Below are 19,968 nucleotides of genomic sequence, written 5' to 3'. Positions count from 1 at the left end.
TTATTCACCAAGGGCTATCTATCATGGTCGATTAAAACCAATAGGATTCCGCATCGACATCAATGACAGATAAAGCCGGATTATAAGAATGGGGTGCTAGCCTAGCTCTGCCAGCTTGTATTAGCTTTGCTAGTCATGCTTTGATATACAGATAGGCCATGTACGTTATACCATATTTGCACGCCAAAATTAAGTCGCAAGTATAGTTAGATACATGGCGATTGGTTATAGACAATCATAACCAATCCTAGTAGCCGTTATTATTTATCCTATCTGAGCGCTTGGTACTGTTTAGCCATGCTATCTAGTCATACTGCTTAGCCATACGGTTGTAGCAAGTTAGCTATCTCAGGATAGCCAGCTTACAGCTTAGCCCAGTTGCGTTTCTATCCAAGCGGGTAGTGCGCTGATAACTGCTACAGTGTTAGCTGCTTTTGGTGCTCCGCCTTGAGCATAGTCAGGCTTACCGCCACCTTTACCACCAAGCTCACCAGCTAAATGACGAATGATATCACCCGCTTTTATACGACTAGTGACTGACTTAGCAACGTTCGCTGAGAGGGCCAGCTGCTCCTCTTTATCACCGATTAACACTATAACGCTATCAGGTAGTTTTGACTTGATATCATCCATCAAGGGACGAATCGATTTACCGTCAATGCCAGCTAAAGTACTAATCAATACTGGAATACCGGCGATAGTCTGTACTTCGCTAAGTAAATCGGCGGCTTGAGCGCTGGCTAGCTTCTGTTGTAAACGCTCCAGCTGTTTTTCTAAATCGCGCTGCTTATCAGCCATAGTCTGTACCCGTTCGGCAACTTGGGGACGTTTGACTTTTAGCTGGCTGGCAAGAGTACTTAACTGCTCATCATTTTGCTGAATATACTTAATAGCACCCATACCCGTAACGGCTTCAATACGGCGTATGCCAGCAGCAATACCAGACTCACTAGTGATTTTAAACAAGCCAATATCACCAGTACGTTTGACATGCAGACCGCCACATAGCTCGATAGAGAAAGGCTGCGGTTTGCCATTAACGATGCTATCAGTACCCATAGTTAGCACTCGAACATCGCTACCATACTTTTCGCCGAACAAAGCCATAGCGCCTTTTTGCATAGCTTCATCGATAGACATACTCTCGATATGAGCAGTGGTATTGGCCTGAATTTGTTCATTAACCAAGCGCTCGACTCGGCTAATTTCAGCAGCAGTTACTGGTTGATCATAAGCAAAGTCAAAACGTAGCACATCACTGGAGACCATAGAGCCTTTTTGACTGACTAAATCGCCTAGTACCTCGCGCAATGCGGCGTGTAATAGGTGAGTGGCAGAGTGGTTCTTAGCACTAGCGGCGCGAATACTAGAGAGCACTTGAGCTTCTGCGCTCTGGTTGCTATTAATAGTACCCATGTTGACCACCCCATAATGGATGATCGCTTGGCCAGATTTTTTGGTATCTTGGACTTCAAAAACCCCAGAAGCCGTACGAATTTCGCCAAGCTCACCGACTTGGCCACCGCCCTCAGCATAGAAAGGCGTACGATTGAGTACCACAACCCCTTCGTCGCCTTCAGCTAAGCTAGTCACTGGATTACCGTCTTGATAAACAGCGATAACTTCGACATCAGTATCTACTAAATGCTCGTAGCCGATAAATTCAGTAGGATTATCGACTTGAATGACGCTGCTATAATCAACATCGAACTTGCCAGCATCACGCGCTCGAGTACGCTGCGCTTGCATGTGTTCATCGAACTCATCTTCATTGATGCGAATACCACGCTCACGAGTGATATCAGCAGTCAAATCTAGTGGGAAGCCATAAGTATCATAAAGTTTAAAAGCGGCCTCACCTGAGAGTACGTCACCATCTTGCAAGCCATCAAGCTCAGTAGCCAATAAGCGTAACCCTTGTGCTAGAGTCTTAGCAAATTGCGCTTCTTCTTTTTGGATAGCGTTTTCTATGATGCTTTGCTTTTCAGTTAGCTCAGGGTAGGCAGCACCCATCTCAGCAACCAAAGGCGCAACCATTTTATAGAAAAACTCACTCTCAGCGCCAAGCTTGTTACCATGACGCACGGCACGACGAATGACTCGACGTAACACATAGCCACGCCCTTCATTACTAGGCATCACGCCATCAGCAATTAAGAACGATACCGCCCGTATGTGGTCAGCGATCACTTTAAGCGAGGCTTGTTGCTCATTATTAATCTCTAAAACAGCAGCAGCTGCATCCATCAGATGCTCAAATAAATCGATTTGATAGTTACCATGAACGCCTTGCATGATAGCGCTGATACGCTCAAGACCCATGCCAGTATCGACACTAGGAGCAGGTAAAGGCAGCATCGTGCCGTCTTTTTGGCGATTAAACTGCATAAACACACAGTTCCAAATCTCAATATAACGGTCACCATCTTCTTCAGGAGTACCAGGTAAGCCGCCTTCTATATCAGCACCGTGATCATAGAACACTTCAGTACAAGGGCCGCAAGGACCTGTATCACCCATAGTCCAAAAGTTATCAGAAGCGTAAGGGGCACCCTTATTGTCACCAATACGGATGATGCGCTCTACTGGAATACCGATATCTTTATGCCAGATGTTAAAGGCTTCATCATCAGTCTCATAGACTGTGACATACAAGCGCTGTTTATCGATAGCTAACCAATCATCTGCAGTCAAAAATTCCCAGATATAAGCGATAGCTGCTTGCTTAAAGTAGTCACCAAAGGAGAAGTTACCTAGCATCTCAAAGAAAGTATGGTGACGTGCGGTATAGCCAACGTTATCTAAGTCATTGTGTTTGCCACCAGCGCGTACACACTTTTGCGAGGTCACTGCACGAGTATAATCGCGCGGCTCCATACCCAAAAAAGTCTCTTTAAACTGATTCATACCGGCGTTAGTAAACAACAAGGTCGGATCATTATGAGGAATCAAGCTCGATGAGGGTACTGAGGTGTGCTGTTTACTCACAAAAAAATTGATAAAAGCTTGGCGAATATCGGCTGAGCGAAATGGCTGGCTCACAGCGGCTCCTTACTGGCGGATAGAATAAGTGACAAATGAAGTAGAACGAAGTGAAAATGGCGCAAAATTTGATTAAATAATTTTGCAAGCGATTTTAGCACAAATGCTTATAAGGTGTTTGACCATTCACGCTTACGCTTAGCAGTAAATGTTACTGCTAATAGCTTAGGCTTAGTTTTTGTAAAGTACAACGTCATTAGTTGCTCAAGATAGCGGCATCCGTTCTATCCAGCTGGTCGGCAATAAGAGGATCGGACTCAATAACTTGCACTGGTAGATAACGCAGCTGCAGCTTAATGGGTAAGTAATCGGGAAAGTTATCAGCCATATTTTGAGTGATAGTGGCTTCAATTTGACGGACATCGTAAGAGCTAGGCGTAGTCTCACCACGAATAACCGCACGAATGGTTTGGTAACCATTGGCTTTATCAAACTGAGTATTAGTCAATACATTACCTTTATCTATAAAGTAGCTGTTAATCGAGTCTTTCACATTGTTCTCAAAGGTTTGCTGCTTGGCATTGGTATTGAGGTTGATAGTTAAGTAAATACCTAAGCCTACTAACAACAATAAAGTAACCGCATTACGTCGCAAAAAAGTTAAATAAGTATTCGACTTATAATCGTCATCTACTAAACGGCGAAAGCCTAAGAACCATAGCACCAGCGCATTAGTGAATTGGATAGCGATGATGTTAGTAATGGCTAGTAGTAAAGCGCCCAGTCCAAGCTGCATCTCGCCATTGGCGAATAAGATACCGCTGGCGGCTAAAGGGGGTACTAAAGCGGTAGCTACCGCCACTCCCACTACCGCCACCGATAAGTGCGGCGATACCATGGCATAAGCCCCTGCCGTACCACCAGCTAGCGCTATCATTAGGTCCATCGAGGTAGGCTGAGTACGCGATAAAATCTCTGCGGTCAGCGCTTGATCTTTATGTAACCAGCCGACCACAAAACCTACTAGCACTACTAAAGATATACCAAGCAAGACAGTAATTAACGATTTGCGTAGTAGTGGCATACGGTAATCAATGATAGCTAGCGCCACGCCAGTAATAGGGCCGAGCATCATCGCAACTAACATAGCACCAATGACTACAGCCGCAGAGTTGGTCACTAGCCCGTAGCTGGCAATGATCGCTGACAAGACATTCATCACGAAATACATTTTGCTAGGTAAGGCGTTAGCTTCGATAGTAACCCGTACTTCCGGATAATCTATTTTTTTATCGCTAAATTGTCTAGCGATAAACTGTTTGTAGGACTCGAGTTTAGCTTCTTTGACTTCTTTAACTTCTTCTTCCTCTTCCTGTTCTGCAGATTCCACCGAAGCTATAGACTCTGACTCTAGCGCTGCATTGCTTTTCTTACGGTCTGCTGCCGCTAGTAGAGTGCTATTAGAAGGGCCATTAGCAGGGCTATTAGAAGAAATATCGTCAGCGCCGTTTTTAGCGAGGGAGCTATCAAGGGTGCTATCGACAGTGGTATGACTATTATCTTCAGCGTTTATGTCGATAACATCATTTAACTCTGTATCTAAGCTTGTATCTAAGCTTGTATCTAAGCTTGTATCTAAGCCTGCGTTTAACTCATCACTAGAGCTTGCAACAGCTTCGATTTCAGGCTCTACAGTAGCGATAACCACATCGGGACTAGGTGAGGTCATTTTTACTTTGAACTTAAAGGGTTGGGCGGCTAAATCGTCTTGAGTGCTTAGCAGATTATCACCATTAGCATAATCTTCATTCTCGGCCTGTGCACTTTGCAAATTAGCGTCTTCGTAACCGTCGCTATTATCAGTCTGTGTTACGGATGGTTGCTGAGGGTTAGAGGGTGAAGTCATGATAAGGTCACTTTAGTCATAGAATAAGACAAAATTCTTATTGTAATGATAAAGCTCAAAAGATGTCTATATTTTTATGACTCGATAGCAGAGGTTCTGTTAACAATAGGAGTATAAAGAGAAGCTAAAAGGCGGAGGTGTTAGAGGCATGGTAAAAGTAGTTATAAAGTAATCACGCAGTGACTATTCATTAAATATTCATTAACTATTTAGTAACTTTATGGTGATTATATAGTAACAAAGTTATCGCTAAGGTTTAATACTGAGTAAAAGGTGGTTACTAGAGATATTTTTTTGCACCTCAAATAACTCCCTAATCTTATCATGGTTTTAGATAGGAGTCACTGAAAATAAAAGGCTGTAGCGTCTATTGGAAATACTTACTAATTGTGTGGATATAAGGTATAAAGTAGATATACAAGATAAACACACAACTTAAATAAGGATTAAATTATGAACTGGCCATTATTTTCTGTAATCTACTCTATGGCGTCTACGGTTATCGTCGGAATATTCATGATTACCGCTTTAGTCACGGGTTTCAATGAAATTCCCCATATTCAAATTGCGGTAGCAATAGGTCTGTTAGTCTCTATACCAGCAGGACTATATTTCACTAAAAAAATAGGTAGTATTACTGGTAACGAAGAAGGCTATAAAGACATTATTGCTTAAGCGCTCACTGCGATCTTTTGAGGGACAAGTTTAAGAGGGACAAGTTTAAATAGTAGCGAAGTTTGAGGAACTAGAGCCTGTTAAACTAGGGCATGTTGAACGAGAGACATAGCACTAATACGCATAGTTATTAATAAATAGAGCAACTAATATGCATAGTCATTAACTATACTAATAGAAATTATTCCAATAAAAAACAGCTCCCAAAAAAGGAGCTGTTTTTTTATTACTAATTGAGCTGAGATAATAGTTAATCTGCTGTAAAGCTATAACCAATTATTGTAGTACTACAGTAGCGCCATTTTCGATATTGGCATAAACCTCAAGTACATCCCAGTTGGTCAAGCGCACACAACCTGCTGACGCTTGGCGGCTGATGCCTTCAGGGGTAGGAGAGCCATGCAAACCATAAGAAGGTTTAGATAACCCCATCCATACTACGCCTACTGGATTATTAGGTCCTGGTGGTAGCATATGTACTTTCTTTTGATCACCCTCGCCAACAGTTGCTTTATACCACGGCATTTTGACTTTATTGACGATTTTAAAGGTGCCTTGTGGTGAAGGCGTGCTACTACTACCAACAGTAGTCGGATAGGTAGCCACTAACTTGTCACCATTATAAGCATACAAAGTTTGATCGGCTTTATTGGCAACTACTCGGTTAATACGCTGATTAAGTGGCCCACGATTGTTCAATACCGTAATCGTTTCCCCAGCTTTATAAGCTTTATTCTTGTTAAGCTTATCTAGATAACGCACATCCATATGGAAACGCTCACCTAGCATCTCTTTTATATCTTGATAATAAAGACCTTTAACCTTTGATTTTGCCTCTGATCCAGTAGGAGTCGTGGCAAAGTTAGTTTTGAGATCTTCATCAGTCAAAGTATAAGTTACTAATACTGGTTTGTTCGCAGGAATGTTTTTAACTAAAGCATCCCAAGTTTTTTGATCCATTTTACCAGTCGCTGGCAAGCCCTTCATATTTTGAAAGTTGATCAAAGCTTTTTTACTGTTCATGCCCCAGCCGCCATCAATCGGACCAGGAGAAGCATGATTCCAATCCAACAATGCTTGTATCTTGATCGTCATTGCTGAATTGACGTTCATATTCGGCGACCAAGTGGAACCGTTGACTTGTTTAGCATAACTAGACAAGTTCAAAGTAGTATGAGTTTTGCCATCAACATCTTCGATACTCTTGATAGAAGAATCGGTACTAGCGTCTAGACTTGGTTGACTCTCTGCAAGCTCATAAGATGAAGAGTCAGCCGAAGCAAGTGAGGCGGCGCTAGGGCCAGCAACCGCTTGTCCGTCGCTCATGTCGTCAGTGCTTTGAGACTGCTGATCTTTACGAGTCAGCTCTTCAACACTCATATTATCAGCGCTGACACTCGGTGCTACTTGAGTACGCTGATTATCAATCAGTTTACCCATGCTATCCGTAGTCTTAGCGGTTTTAGCTTTAGAGGGCTTACTAGCAGTAGAGTTGGCATCGATAGAACGATTACGGTTCTCTTCAACTTTAAGACTAGCCAACACCGCTATATCCGGCAAACCCGCTGCCGTGCGCACTGGTAAAGTGCGAGCGCTATCAGTAGGAGCCGCGATAGCGCTGATATTGATACCAGCGGTAAGTGCGGCTATTGACATCGAGGTAACGATTAACTTTATCTTCATAATATTTGATCACAAGGTTGCTACTAATGGGACTATTATGCGCATAATTGAGACGCTGCGCAAACTTTTGATACATCTTTTTAAAGCAATAGAATGTTAGACGTCAATAACTGACGTATTCACTACAATACCGTGATAATTGAGTCAAGTTTTTCCCTAATTTGGCAGTATTTCTCTACTTTAGTAAGCTTGTAATCACAGGAGCTGAGACGATTTTTCTGTTAATAACTTATAAGTAGCTAACAATAGACTACTCGCTAGGGCATAAAAGCAAAAAAGGCCTAAAATTACTATCATACTAGATAGCGACTACAGTTATTGGCGCTGCTATTGATTTGCGTCTATAATAGGGGATAGTTTTTAGTAGACTTTTTTATCTGCTTGCTAAGTTGTTATTTGCACAGCTAGTCACGGTCAAACCATAAAACTTCAGCCGTTTATTCACTCTACTCCCACCTCACCAATGAACACGTCATCCATACGCAATCAACATGTAATTAATAAGGTACGATATGCCAGAAGAACAGACTATGAGCGCCGAAGAGTTTCAAGATCAATATGGCTTTGATGTTGATGATTTTAATCTGGATAATTTACAGAGCGATGAGGAAAATGAGTTTGCTAATTTGCCAGCAGAGCTCGAAGAAGCTCGCCAAGAGCTAGTTAGCATCCGTGACTTTATTCGCTTTGCTGTCACCCAACTGCGCAACTATGATGTAGTAGTAGCCCAAGGAACAACAGACGAATTCGCTGAAGCCGCGGCGATTGTATTGCACTCGTTAGCATTGGACTGGTCTGCTAATGAACAGATTCTAGATTGTCGTCTGACCTCTAGTGAGAAGCAAACAGTATTGAGCTTGTTAGAAGAGCGCATAGCTGAGCGTAAGCCATTGAGTTATTTGGTTAATTTGGCTTATTTCTGTGATTTGCCTTTTTATGTTGATGAGCGAGTTCTGATACCACGCTCACCAATCGCTGAGTTGATTCGTCAGCAGTTCTATCCATATTTTGATGCTAATGAGCTGGCCAAACCTTTAGGCACAACAGTCAATGAGCAGTCTACAGCTTTTTATGAGCATGGTTTAGAGATGAAGCAGCTCTCACATCCAGAGCGCATATTAGATTTATGTACTGGTTCTGCTTGTATCGCTATTGCCTTGGCCACCCGTTTTGTCGATGCATTAGTGGATGCAGTGGATATCGATAAAGGGGCGCTAGAAGTCGCTATGGTCAACGTTGATCATCATAATCTCAATCATCAAGTCAATGTGATTGAGTCTGATTTGTTCGCCAAGATACCTGCTGAGAATCAATACGAACTAATCGTCACCAATCCCCCTTATGTCGATGCTGCTATCATGGCTGACTTACCGCCTGAGTTCTTATATGAGCCTGAACAAGCTCTTGCTGCTGGTCAAGATGGCCTAGACTTAGTTCATCATATCTTGTTTGAAGCCGCAGATTATCTGAGCCCTGAAGGGTTGTTAGTTTGCGAAGTTGGTGACAGTGAGTGGGCGTTAAGCCAAGCTTATCCTGATATTCAGTTCGATTGGCTCAAATTCGCTCACGGTGGTCATGGAGTGTTCGCTATAACCTTTGATGAGCTAGTAGAGCATCGTGCACTGTTTGCTCGTTATGTCAATAATGATGCTAGCTAATATTTATGATGGCAGGATTTGATGGTATTGAACCTTCTACTATTAGAGCATTCGATACTTGATATCTGATGCTTATTGATGCTAGATGAGCACGGCTATCGTTACTAGTAAGCAAGATTTTAATAGTTGATTCGGTAGTTGGGTTAATAGTGGGTTCGATAGTTAGTTTAATACCTAAAGATAAATTTTACTTGTTAAGGATAGACATGGCAGGCAACAGTATTGGTAAGCTTTTTTGTGTAACTACTTGCGGTGAATCGCATGGCGCAGGTTTATTGGCCATTGTAGATGGTGTGCCACCTGGTCTTGAGTTATGTGCGGAGGATTTGCAAATCGATTTAGATCGTCGCAAGCCTGGTACTTCTAAATACTCAACTCAGCGCCGTGAGTCTGATGAAGTCGAAATTATCTCTGGTGTATTTGAAGGATTAACTACGGGTACTTCTATTGGTTTACTTATTCGTAATACCAATCAAAAATCTAAAGACTATAGCGAAATCAAAGATACTTTTCGCCCTGGCCATGCCGACTATACTTATAGCATGAAGTACGGCTTTCGCGACTATCGTGGTGGCGGACGCTCATCGGCACGTGAGACGGCTATGCGGGTAGCGGCTGGTGCTATCGCCAAAAAATACTTGCGAGTGCGCTTAGGTGTTGAAGTGCGTGGTCATGTGACTCAAATAGGTAACGAGCGTAGCGAAGTGCTCGATCCTAGCATTATTGATTGGCAGTTTGTGAATAGCAATCCGTTCTTCTGTGCTGATAAAGAGGCAGTAGGACGTTTTGAGACTCTAATAGACAGCTTACGCCGTGAAGGTACTAGTTGTGGCGCACGTTTAGAGATTATTGCCAGCGGTGTGCCAGTTGGTTTGGGCGAGCCAGTATTTGATCGCTTGGATGCTGATATTGCTCATGCGATGATGAGTATTAATGCGGTGAAAGGTGTTGAGATTGGTGATGGGATGAAAGTCGCTGAACAATTCGGTCACAAGGCACGTGATGAGATGACGCCAGACGGCTTTACTGCCAATCATGCCGGCGGTATCCTAGGCGGTATTTCTTCAGGACAAGATATTAGTGTGAGCATTGCGCTGAAACCTACCTCTAGTATTACTACTGCTGGCAAGAGTATCAATACTCAAGGCGAAGCGGTTGATATGTTGACTAAGGGTCGTCATGATCCTTGCGTTGGAGTACGTGCAACGCCTATCGCTGAGGCAATGCTGGCTATCGTGTTGCTAGATCATTATCTACGTAACCGTGGTCAAAACGCCGATGTTGAGCCACCAGTAACGTCAATTACTTAGGACTTTATTGCTTGTTAATTGGGCGTTAGCATTAGGCGCTAGTCAAACCGCTATTGAAGCTAGTTATCCTTAAACAACCCTTTACTTTGATCTTACAAGGTAGAGGGTTTTTTATCGGCTAGATATTGTGAATGCGCTTAAGCTATCACTGATTGAAGGGCTTAGGCGAGCGCTTGATAGCCATCAATAGCTATACAGTGCTGATTTCTGAAGACTAGTAATAGCTTTTCACTAGGAATTGCCAACCAGTGACCAAAGTCGACACTGTCTATACCTTGAGTTAATAAGGCTTGGATACAGTCATGACGACTATAGCCTAAGCAATTACTGGTAAATTTACTGGCGATAGAGGAGTTTTTCATGAGCTTACTGGCCTATAGTTAAGTGTTTTATTAATAATGAGTTGGTTAACACCATTTTAGGATACCTAGATATAAAACTGATGTAAGCATTATGGAGATTTGATGGATTAGTAGCTAAGCTTAGGGGACTGCTATGGTTAATCCTCAATAAAAACAGGACAGCCGTTAAGGTATGCTAATGGTATAAATTCTCCTTACGTGCTGAGTTCTTAGAGGCTGCACAAAATTCATCGCAGTAGCACATCATTTGTTAAGCTAATATTTTGTAGTGAATCGACTATAGCAATAGAGTCATTTAAAGTGAAAATAACCCTCTACTATTTCGATTGGCTTTTTAGCTTTCAGTTCTAGTTGTTAGCTAATGGCAAAGTAATGCTAAAGGTTACGCCAGCGAGCTGATTGAGCATAGGGTTGGCAGCCGTATTGCTAATAGCTACTGTACCACCATGATGCTCAATGACTTGCTTGACTAAGGTTAGCCCCAGTCCAGTGCCTTTTTTGGGCATAGGGCTAGACACTACAGCTTGGTTCTGCGCCATACTCTGGAGGTAATCGTTTTGCTGAGTATCACTTGGCTGAGCATTACTTGGCTGAGCAATGTTTGGCTGATCAGGGTTTAGATCGCTAGTATTGGGATAAGCAATGCTTTGATGAGATAAGCTAAAGTAACGATCGAAAGCTTTAGTCAGCGCGTAGTCTGGCAGTAGCTTACCGTCATTGAAGATAGTGATAGTGACAGTGTGTTCGGCGTTAGTATAGATAGCAAAAATAACTTTATGATTCGCAAAGTAAATCGCATTATCCAGCACGTTTTGCAGAGCTTGTAGTAGCCAAAAACTGTCAGCATAAACCGTAGTCTTGGCAGTTAGTTGTGCTTGTACAGCGCTATTTTCAGTAATAGTTGCTAGTTGCTGGTGATTTATTTTCAGCTCAATGGCTGCTAAACGCCGCTGTTGTAACTTGGGACTGCTGTTTTTGATAAGGCTATTGAGTAGCGGTAGTAAAGCTATAGGCTGACGGTTTAATCTAAAACTGGGCTGCTCAACTTTCGCCAATAATAACAGCCGATCAATCAGCTGCTGCATCTTGATACTCTGCTCACCGATAGTTTCATTCAATAACTGCCTATCCTCAGCATCAAGCAAGTCGTCTTCTAGCAATTCGCTACTGGCACGGATGGCGGTCAGCGGACTCTTAAGCTCATGAGTCAGGGTATGCACGTAGTCGCTGACATAAGCTCGATTCTCTAGTCGATGCTTCATGGTCTCGATAGTGTCAGTCAAACTGTTGAGCTCATGGCCTAGATAGAAATAAGGCTTTTTTGTTTGTTCTGCTAAGGCACTAGTATATTGAGTGACTAAAGTGATACTTTGTTTTAGCCACCAAGCGACTAGTCCGGCTAAGATCAGCGCCGCTAGGCTAATGATGAGCATAGTAATCAGCATCTGTCGCCGAGTATGGTCCAAATAGGGCAGCACGCTGGCGACAGGCTTGCCGACACTTACGACCCCGATAATCTGGCCTGTAGCATCTTTGATAGGTTGCGCTACATACATAATGGAGCTATCAGGTCCACTATAAGTATCAGAAGTACTTCTAGCGCCATATAGTCCACGCAAGGTCAAATACACATCATTCCATTGGCTAAAATCCTGTCCTTCAGCATTAGTAGCTGCGGGCAAGGAGTCATAAATGACTTTACCAGCACTATCAGTGACATAAATGCGAAAGCTACTGAATTTTTTTCGTCGATAGGCAGGTTGCTGCTGATAATTAGCGCCCTGGTTAGCCACGCTGCTATCAGTGTTCAGCGCTTTAGCTGTCGCTGGCGTGCTGGCAAAAGCACTATCGAGCTGGCTTTGATAAACGTCAGTATAGAGCTGTCCGGACTGCAACGGCAGGCGTAGATTGGCCGCCATCAGCTTACTAGTATCTAATAAAGTATCTTCAATGACTTGTTGGGCGGTAGGTTTGACGTGACCGAACAGCTGAGTAAATACTACGATACCGCAGATGATAAGCACTAGCGCTACCGCCAGCCAAATCCGAAAAAATATGCTCAAGTTGAGCAAGCGCTTAGGGGGCGCATCTTGCTGCTGGGTACTACCTATCGGATGCAGTTTGGCGTACCAGTTGCTCTGGTTCAACTGCGAGTTAGTAGGGCTATGAGGGTGTTGATTATCGTCAGCCATTACGCAGGGCACAACGCATAACCCAAGCCGCGATGGGTATGGATGACATCAATGTCTGGGCGAATAGTAGCCAGCTGTTTGCGAATAGACTTGATATGGCTATCAATAGTCCGCGCCAAACGGTGGTCGGGATAGTCACTAACGGCATTTAAGAGTTGTTCACGACTAAAGACCTGATTGGGTGCTTGTAATAAGGTCAATAAGATTTTACGTTCGGTATTGCTAAGCTCCAGCTTTCGTTGCTGCCATGTCAGCGAATAATTAAGCGGCTGATAGTACCAAATACCTGCTAGGCACTCAAAAGTTAGCGCTTGTGCTGCAGTGGTAGTATTGCTATTAACAGTCTGACTTGAGTTATAATCGAGCGAGCTTACAGAGGCATTCTGTTGCTTGGCAGACTGCTGGGTAAGTAGCTGCTCCCGACGCCAAATAGCTTTGAGTCGAGCTACTAACTCTCGGGGACTAAAGGGCTTGGCACAATAGTCATCACCGCCCATCTCTAAGCCCAAGATACGATCGACCTCATCACTACGAGCGGTCAAGAAAATGATAGGCGTGTCTTTTAACTGGTGAATATCAGGAGCGTGGCGAATCTGTTGACAGAGGCTCAAGCCATCACCATCTGGTAGACCAACATCGAGTATTATTGCCGATAGATCTTGCGCCTCAGCAGTATGTAGCATGGGCAATACGCTACTAGCATTGTCTAACCAAGTGATTTGCCAGCCTTCACGTTTGCAAGTGACTTTTAATGACATAGCGATAGCTGGATCGTCTTCTACCAATAAAATATGAGTCATGAGCGCTACTTAGTCGTTAAGACGTTAGTGGATGGATATTTAAAATATACTGGCAACAACAGTCAGTTAAAAAAAGCCATTTAACAATAGACATTGAAAACTGAGGATAAAGCATCATAAAACGCTAATGGCTAAATGGCCATAAATTGCTAATTGCTTTAGCAGTGAGCTGTTAGTGGCTTTAAGCGCTTTAAATTATCGTAGCATAAAAGCCGTTCAGTATTGTTTGCTTAGCCACCAAAAGTTGTGAAAAATTGATGGATAATTTTATATAATTAAAGGATGTTTTATGAGTAACTATTTAGAGTGTGTCATAGTTGAGCACAATCCCGCCCAAAAGCAGATAGATTGCGCTGTTATTTGGTTACATGGTTTGGGTGCTAGTGGCCATGACTTTGAGCCGGTAGTACCGCAATTGGGCTTGAACGATGACATGGCTGTGCGCTTTGTATTTCCGCATGCTCCTAAGCGTCCTGTTACTATCAACGGTGGCATGATCATGCCGTCATGGTACGATATATTTGAGATGAGTTTGGATCGCAAAGTAGATGTGGCACAAATCGAGCAGTCGACTCAGTATATTCAAGATCTCATTAGCCGTGAGATAGAGCGTGGGATATCTGCTGAAAATATCGTTATTGCTGGGTTTTCGCAAGGTGGGGCAGTAGCTTATCATTTAGCGCTGAGCTATCCTAAGCCTTTGGCTGGCTTGTTGTGCTTATCTACTTATTTGGCCACCAATGATACTATTGATTACAGTGCAGCCAATAAAGAGCTGCCGATATTGATCGAGCATGGTACTCATGATCCAGTAGTGCCAGTATCGCTAGGTGAGCAGGCCTCCAAAACCTTAGCCGCTAAAGGCTATAATGTCGACTACCGTACTTATCCTATGGCCCATCAAGTATGCATGCCACAGATTCAGGGCATTGGTGTTTGGTTAAATAAGATACTTTTATAGAGTAAGCTACATACAGTGAGCTAATACTATAAAGTAAGTTATAACCAATAAAGCTATTAGTCTGCTAGGTTAGTCAACGCTATCAAGTCAGCTTGGCAAGCAAGTCTAAACAGCAGTAGATGTAACGTGATGTAATATTGTCAGTTATCGATTGAAATAGGATAGTGACTTACTATATAATACGCTCTTCTATTGGGGATGTTCTGGCTTCGACGCTGGTGATGAAACTCAATGATGCATGTCGAGAGTATATGTCCTCTCGTTAATCCAACATATATTGTTATAGTCGCAAACGACGAAAATTACGCTCTAGCAGCTTAAACCCTGTTTACTTGGTTGCTGATCACCTACAGTTGGTCAACTAAGTTGAAGCGTCCGCATGTAGGATCGCCACAAGGGATTGTCTCAATCCTTTGGGTTCAAAAGTAGAGACTCGGCTAATCCATCCTGACTGTCGGATCGGTGCAGACTAAAATTAAAGACAGAAACTAAACATGTAGATTCATGAGCGTAATGCTGGCGGACGCGGGTTCAACTCCCGCCATCTCCACCAAATATTAATAGAAAAACCAGTCACTTAGGGGGCTGGTTTTTTTATGGGTGTGGAAAACTTGTGTCATGTACATTAATATGTTTACTGTTTGAGATTGGTTAATTAAATATGAGTAGAATTTACTATTAAATAATTACCTAGCCATTCTAAGAACTCATCACTAGTCGTTGCCACGTTCAACCGCATATACGTTGATGCCTGCGCTCTTGGATTGAATAGCTGACCAGGCGCGACTAGCCAACCATCCTTATAAGCGTCCATTGCAAGCTTTCCAGAATCCGCTCCAGTGTCAAGCCAAACGAAAATACCAGGATGGGTATGTTCAGGGTAAGATAGACCTATTATTGACAGTGCTTCACGCATATGTTGATGAGCGAGGTAAAGTTTTTGCTGAACTTTTCTTAACTGACGCCGATATTCTCCTTGCGTCCATAGTTTATGAATCACACGCTCACCAAACTCTGGTGAGGTCATATTACTAAGGGTCTTAAGCTTGAGCACTTGATTGATAAAATTATCAGGACTCACTAACATGCCTATACGCCAGCCTGATGCCATCGACTTTGAAAAACCAGTAGCATAAAACACCCGTTCAAACTGGTCTATATTGGCGTATCGAAGCGGCTTATCATCAGCTAAAAAGGCGGCATATAAGTCATCTTCAAATATATAAGTATCGTATTCATGCATTAAGTTTAAGACTTGATGGGCGCGGGCAGGATGCAAATTATAAGACGTTGGATTGTGTAGTACGCTGTTAGTGATATATAACTTGGGACGATATTGTTCCAAAACCTGTTTCATTTGTTCAATGTTCGGACCTTGATGATCGCGGGCAACCGATACAACCTGATAGCCTTGTTGTTGCAAAGTGCTGGATGTCCAATACCAGCCTGGACTATCTACTACAACCGTATCTCCTGCTTCTAAAAGCAGTTGGGTAACGGTTAAGATAGCCTGTGACACGCCCGTTGTGGTAACAATATTATCAACGCTAGTATGAATACCTAGCAAATCTAAATACTGAGTCAATTGCTCACGTAAAGGTAAATAGCCTTGCGTCTCACCATAGTTATAAATAAAGCTGTCAATATCTTGGTTGACCTGTCTAACTGCCCACTGCATCCTATCGTTCTTAACCCACTCAACGGGCAACTCACCTGACCCTGGGGCGCGATAATCGGGAATGTCATTAAACATCTGCTGTACAAGCCAGTTGGTATCAACCATAGGCTCTTTAACCAAAACCTCTATATTTCTATGTTGAGTAATTTGAGGTAAAACGTAATAACCTGAATTTGGTTTTGCTACTAGTACATTGGTCGCGACTAATTGCTCATAAGCTTGGGTCACTGTAAAGCTCGAAACATCCAACATTGTTGTTAACTTACGCACCGAGGGCACGCGTTGATAAGGCTGATAAATCTGCCTATCGATACGTTGTTGAATCCACTCGACTACCGCTGCTGTTTTACTAATATTAGGATTGAGAGTGTAAGTATCATTCATAACGTGGCCGGCTTATTAGAGTTCACATATTATGCCCATAATTGTTAAGGGCTATGCAACTATACACTTTGCTGAGAATTTTAAAAAATGCATCGGTACGGTTATGTAGTGAAGTCGTATTATTACTCCGTATATAACACAATGACTTGGAGCCATGATGTTTACCCCTAGAGCTTTTAAGGAAGAAAACCTCGTTACAATAACTGCTTTTATCAAAACTCATCCGCAAGCGACCATTATTGCGCAAACAGCTATAGGGTTAGAGGCATGTCATATTCCGATGTATTGGCAAGATGATGGCAGTGAGTTTGGTTGTTTATATGGTCATATTGCTAAGGTAAATGCGCTAAATGATATTGCTAATCTTAGCGCGCCGTGGTTGGTTGTCTTTCAAGGTGCGGGCCATTACATTAGTCCAAGCTGGTACCCGAGTAAAGCGGCGACCCACAAAGAAGTACCGACGTGGAATTATCACAGCGTACATATTACCGGTAATGTCAGCGTATTAACTGAACCAGAGGCGCTTATTGAGATATTATCAAAACAAACCGCTGATTTTGAAGCCAATCAACCGAAGCCATGGTCGCTTAATGATGCACCCGTAGAGTACATTCAAGCTATGTGCCGCGCCATCGTTGGTATTCGTGTTGATATCACCAATGTTCAAGCGCAGTTTAAGCTGAGTCAGAATAAAACTACTGAAAATCAAGCTGGTGTGGTTCTAGCTCTTAAACAGCTTAAAACTTTAAGGGCGGATGAGATGGCAGCGTTAGTTGCTAGCGTGAGTTAAAAGCTATGTTAATCATAACTTTATACCGCATATCGCTTTGCGCCAATCACACAAACGATAGCGCCTAAAGTACTTATCAGCATACCTGTATTGACGGTCTCATGTAGGAGTAATGCGGCGAGCATTAGCCCCATAAAAGGTTGTAACAGCTGTAGTTGACCGACCGCCGCAATACCGCCCAAGGCTAAGCCTCGATACCAAAAAACAAAGCCGATAAACATACTAAATATCGAAACATACATTAGGCCAACCCAAGCAGTAACGCTGACTTCTGCTAAAGAGTCAGGCCAAGTTAAGCAGATAATAGGGAGCATAATAGGTAACGATAAAACCAAGGCCCAGCTAATCACTTGCCAGCCACCAAGTGTTCTAGATAGACGTGCGCCTTCAGCATAACCTAAGCCGCAGACTATCACAGCGCCTAGCATCAGTAAGCCTCCTAACAACGAGCTATGAGCACTGCTTATTGCCGCATACCCTGCTATAAATGAGCTACCTAACAATGCAAATAGCCAAAATAATAATGGGGGACGTTCACCGCCACGCCAAACTGCAAATATAGCTGTAAACAGCGGCAAAACTCCTAAGAATACGATAGCGTGTGCTGAGGTAACGTACTGCAATGCTAAGGCGCTGAGTAAGGGGAAGCCGATGACTACGCCAAAAGTAACGATAGCTAAGCTAGGGAGATCAGCTTTAGTAGGCATAGGCTGTTTGAGTAGTAGCAAGAATGCGCCACCGAGTAAGGCGGCAATAGCGGCTCTGGCGCTCGTAAGAAATACAGGGTCGAGTCCCATGACCGCTAAACGGGTTGCTGGTAGGGAGCCGGCAAAAATAACTACCCCAATAAAGCCACTAAGCCAGCCTTGAGCGCTGTTTTTCATTATAAATATCATCCTGTATTTGATTTTGGGTTTGAGCTTGAGTCTAAGAGGATGATTAAAACAAAAGCGGGGTAGGTTATCTATATACAATCCAGTACAATTAAGCAGAACTGTTTGGTATGTTTAACCCATACAGGGCGGTTTTAAAGCTGATTTTTATATTATTTTTAGCACCAGTCTACGACAGGCAACAAAGCTGATGACAAGCTTATAAGCTAAAAGGTAGCGGCTATTAAGATGAGTAAAATATGAAAGCTGAGTTAACAAGAATCGAAATCGTGATGGCTGAAGTCAAAGAAAAAATAGCCACAGTGATCTATATGCCGGGTACACGCCTGCCCTCTGTGCGTGCCGCTGCTAAGACTAATGGCTTCTCAGCTTCGACAGTAGTAGAAGCTTATGAGCGTCTGCAAACGCAAGGGATAATATACTCGCGTCCTGGCGCTGGTTTTTATGTCGCTGACTCTATAGCGCCCTTGTCGCTAGCGGATATCGGACCTAATCTTGATCGGGCGGTAGATCCATTATGGATATCACGGCAGGCGCTTGAACCTGCTGACGATATCTTAAAGCCAGGCTGTGGTTGGTTACCGCCGGACTGGTTATATGAGCAAGGTATGCGTCGTGGATTAAAGACTGTAGCGCGAGCTGATGCTAAGGTAATGAGCGAGTATGCCACGCCTTTAGGTTTATTGGAGTTACGTCAATTACTGACTAGACGTATGGCGGGCTTAGGTATCGAGGCAGAGCCTTCGCAAGTGATATTGACCGATTCTGGTACGCAAGCGATAGACTTAATCTTTCGCTTCTTATTAACGCCTGGCGATACGGTAGTCGTTGATGATCCTTGTTACTTTAACTTTCATGCGCTACTTAAAGCCCATCGGGTAAAAGTAGTCGGGGTGCCATACACAGCGACTGGCCCAGACGTAGCTGCTTTTGCGACGATATTAGCAGAGCATAAACCACGGCTATATATAACTAACGCAGCTATTCATAATCCTACAGGGGCGACTTTATCACCAGCCACTGCTTACCAAGTTTTACAACTAGCGCAAGCAGCGGGTCTATACCTCGTTGAAGATGATATCTTTGCTGATTTTGAGACTACACCAGCGCCACGATTGGCAGCATTGGATGGTTTATCACAAGTGTTCTATATCGGCAGCTTCTCTAAAACTTTATCGGCGTCATTGCGCTGTGGCTATATTGCAGCACCGAAAGAGTGGGTCGAGAGCTTATTGGATCTAAAGATAGCTACTGGCTTTGGTGGTAGTCAGTTAGCAGCGGCGGTCGTGCTGTCAGCTTTGACTGATAGTGGCTATCGTAAGCATATCAATACGGTTCATACCCGCTTAGCAAAAGCTCGTGCGCAGACAGTGCCAAGACTGGCCAAATTGGGCATCGTACCATGGCTAGTACCGCAGGCAGGTATGTTCTTATGGTGTCAATTACCGGATGATAACAGTGCGGCTGAATTGGCAACTCACTGCTTAGCGCAAGGGGTAGTATTAGCGCCGGGTAATGCTTTTAGCCAAGCACAGAATGCGCAGAATTTTATGCGGTTCAATGTGGCGCAAGCGTCTAATGCGAGAATTTATGAAGTATTAGCTGGGGCTTTGAATTGAATTCGGTTGGCTTGACAATTGACATAGGGATGGCAATACTCTATGCCTGCTGGAACGGCAGAGAAGCTTAGTTAT

At 43.3% G+C, this 19,968-nt stretch carries 14 protein-coding genes and 1 other RNA gene; 7 read left to right on the top strand and 8 right to left on the bottom strand.

The window, feature by feature from the left end:
• Nucleotides 1-369 precede the first annotated feature (369 nt).
• Entirely contained in the window at nucleotides 370-3,042 is a 2,673-nt protein-coding gene (alaS, locus tag JMY09_RS03880; RefSeq protein WP_201622275.1) for an alanine--tRNA ligase, read from the bottom strand.
• 196 nt (nucleotides 3,043-3,238) lie between these two features.
• Nucleotides 3,239-4,888, bottom strand: coding sequence for a DUF389 domain-containing protein (locus JMY09_RS03875; RefSeq protein WP_201622274.1), 1,650 nt, complete (start codon nucleotides 4,886-4,888; stop codon nucleotides 3,239-3,241).
• A 453-nt stretch (nucleotides 4,889-5,341) separates the two neighbouring features.
• On the opposite strand from JMY09_RS03875, the gene JMY09_RS03870 reads away from it, so the two are divergent.
• Nucleotides 5,342-5,563, top strand: a complete 222-nt coding sequence (locus JMY09_RS03870; protein WP_201622273.1) for a hypothetical protein — start codon at nucleotides 5,342-5,344, stop codon at nucleotides 5,561-5,563.
• A 276-nt stretch (nucleotides 5,564-5,839) separates the two neighbouring features.
• Here JMY09_RS03870 and JMY09_RS03865 read toward each other — a convergent pair whose 3' ends face one another.
• Nucleotides 5,840-7,246: a L,D-transpeptidase family protein gene (locus JMY09_RS03865; protein WP_201622272.1), complete on the bottom strand. Its 1,407-nt coding sequence runs from the start codon at nucleotides 7,244-7,246 to the stop codon at nucleotides 5,840-5,842.
• Between the two features lie 512 nt (nucleotides 7,247-7,758).
• On the opposite strand from JMY09_RS03865, the gene prmB reads away from it, so the two are divergent.
• Together prmB and aroC are read left to right on the top strand one after the other, a co-directional pair.
• Nucleotides 7,759-8,904, top strand: a complete 1,146-nt coding sequence (gene prmB / locus JMY09_RS03860; protein ID WP_201622271.1) for a 50S ribosomal protein L3 N(5)-glutamine methyltransferase — start codon at nucleotides 7,759-7,761, stop codon at nucleotides 8,902-8,904.
• Nucleotides 8,905-9,110: 206 nt separating this feature from the next.
• A complete protein-coding gene (aroC, locus tag JMY09_RS03855) occupies nucleotides 9,111-10,214 on the top strand; it encodes a chorismate synthase (RefSeq protein ID WP_201622270.1) in 1,104 nt (367 codons plus the stop codon).
• 161 nt (nucleotides 10,215-10,375) lie between these two features.
• Here aroC and JMY09_RS03850 read toward each other — a convergent pair whose 3' ends face one another.
• From JMY09_RS03850 to JMY09_RS03840, 3 genes are all read right to left on the bottom strand, one after another.
• The gene (locus JMY09_RS03850; protein WP_201622269.1) at nucleotides 10,376-10,576 is read right to left on the bottom strand and encodes a hypothetical protein; all 201 of its coding nucleotides are present in this window, start codon (nucleotides 10,574-10,576) and stop codon (nucleotides 10,376-10,378) included.
• A 347-nt stretch (nucleotides 10,577-10,923) separates the two neighbouring features.
• Entirely contained in the window at nucleotides 10,924-12,768 is a 1,845-nt protein-coding gene (gene creC, locus JMY09_RS03845; RefSeq protein ID WP_201622268.1) for a two-component system sensor histidine kinase CreC, read from the bottom strand.
• On the bottom strand, nucleotides 12,768-13,568 hold the full coding sequence (locus JMY09_RS03840) for a response regulator (RefSeq protein ID WP_201622267.1): 801 nt from the start codon (nucleotides 13,566-13,568) through the stop codon (nucleotides 12,768-12,770). Before JMY09_RS03840 ends, creC begins: the two co-directional genes overlap by 1 nt.
• Nucleotides 13,569-13,857: 289 nt before the next feature.
• Between JMY09_RS03840 and JMY09_RS03835 the strand changes: the two genes are divergently transcribed.
• Both JMY09_RS03835 and ssrA read left to right on the top strand, forming a co-directional pair.
• The gene (locus JMY09_RS03835; RefSeq protein ID WP_201622266.1) at nucleotides 13,858-14,529 is read left to right on the top strand and encodes an alpha/beta hydrolase; all 672 of its coding nucleotides are present in this window, start codon (nucleotides 13,858-13,860) and stop codon (nucleotides 14,527-14,529) included.
• Between the two features lie 194 nt (nucleotides 14,530-14,723).
• Nucleotides 14,724-15,082: a transfer-messenger RNA gene (gene ssrA / locus JMY09_RS03830) on the top strand.
• 102 nt (nucleotides 15,083-15,184) lie between these two features.
• Here the strand turns inward: ssrA and JMY09_RS03825 are convergent.
• Complete coding sequence (locus JMY09_RS03825) at nucleotides 15,185-16,591, bottom strand: aminotransferase-like domain-containing protein (RefSeq protein ID WP_201622265.1); 1,407 nt, start codon at nucleotides 16,589-16,591, stop codon at nucleotides 15,185-15,187.
• A 154-nt stretch (nucleotides 16,592-16,745) separates the two neighbouring features.
• On the opposite strand from JMY09_RS03825, the gene JMY09_RS03820 reads away from it, so the two are divergent.
• Complete coding sequence (locus JMY09_RS03820; protein WP_201622264.1) at nucleotides 16,746-17,381, top strand: FMN-binding negative transcriptional regulator; 636 nt, start codon at nucleotides 16,746-16,748, stop codon at nucleotides 17,379-17,381.
• A gap of 20 nt (nucleotides 17,382-17,401) precedes the next feature.
• On the opposite strand, the gene JMY09_RS03815 is transcribed toward JMY09_RS03820, so the two are convergent.
• The gene (locus JMY09_RS03815; RefSeq protein WP_201622263.1) at nucleotides 17,402-18,265 is read right to left on the bottom strand and encodes a DMT family transporter; all 864 of its coding nucleotides are present in this window, start codon (nucleotides 18,263-18,265) and stop codon (nucleotides 17,402-17,404) included.
• A gap of 248 nt (nucleotides 18,266-18,513) precedes the next feature.
• On the opposite strand from JMY09_RS03815, the gene JMY09_RS03810 reads away from it, so the two are divergent.
• Entirely contained in the window at nucleotides 18,514-19,893 is a 1,380-nt protein-coding gene (locus JMY09_RS03810) for an aminotransferase-like domain-containing protein (RefSeq protein WP_201622262.1), read from the top strand.
• Nucleotides 19,894-19,968 lie beyond the last annotated feature (75 nt).

It is taken from the genome of Psychrobacter urativorans, assembly GCF_904846695.1.
Classification (GTDB): Bacteria; Pseudomonadota; Gammaproteobacteria; order Pseudomonadales; family Moraxellaceae; genus Psychrobacter; species Psychrobacter urativorans.
This window is presented reverse-complemented; position numbering and strand designations above follow the sequence as displayed.

Bases quoted from the DNA above. Each gene is read 5' to 3' on its own strand.
- JMY09_RS03875 (WP_201622274.1), bottom strand. From the start codon at position 4,888: ATGACTTCACCCTCTAACCCTCAGCAACCATCCGTAACACAGACTGAT.
- JMY09_RS03870 (WP_201622273.1), top strand. From the start codon at position 5,342: ATGAACTGGCCATTATTTTCTGTAATCTACTCTATGGCGTCTACGGTT.
- JMY09_RS03865 (WP_201622272.1), bottom strand. From the start codon at position 7,246: ATGAAGATAAAGTTAATCGTTACCTCGATGTCAATAGCCGCACTTACC.
- prmB (WP_201622271.1), top strand. From the start codon at position 7,759: ATGCCAGAAGAACAGACTATGAGCGCCGAAGAGTTTCAAGATCAATAT.
- aroC (WP_201622270.1), top strand. From the start codon at position 9,111: ATGGCAGGCAACAGTATTGGTAAGCTTTTTTGTGTAACTACTTGCGGT.
- JMY09_RS03850 (WP_201622269.1), bottom strand. From the start codon at position 10,576: ATGAAAAACTCCTCTATCGCCAGTAAATTTACCAGTAATTGCTTAGGC.
- creC (WP_201622268.1), bottom strand. From the start codon at position 12,768: ATGGCTGACGATAATCAACACCCTCATAGCCCTACTAACTCGCAGTTG.
- JMY09_RS03840 (WP_201622267.1), bottom strand. From the start codon at position 13,568: ATGACTCATATTTTATTGGTAGAAGACGATCCAGCTATCGCTATGTCA.
- JMY09_RS03835 (WP_201622266.1), top strand. From the start codon at position 13,858: ATGAGTAACTATTTAGAGTGTGTCATAGTTGAGCACAATCCCGCCCAA.
- JMY09_RS03825 (WP_201622265.1), bottom strand. From the start codon at position 16,591: ATGAATGATACTTACACTCTCAATCCTAATATTAGTAAAACAGCAGCG.
- JMY09_RS03820 (WP_201622264.1), top strand. From the start codon at position 16,746: ATGATGTTTACCCCTAGAGCTTTTAAGGAAGAAAACCTCGTTACAATA.
- JMY09_RS03815 (WP_201622263.1), bottom strand. From the start codon at position 18,265: ATGAAAAACAGCGCTCAAGGCTGGCTTAGTGGCTTTATTGGGGTAGTT.
- JMY09_RS03810 (WP_201622262.1), top strand. From the start codon at position 18,514: ATGAAAGCTGAGTTAACAAGAATCGAAATCGTGATGGCTGAAGTCAAA.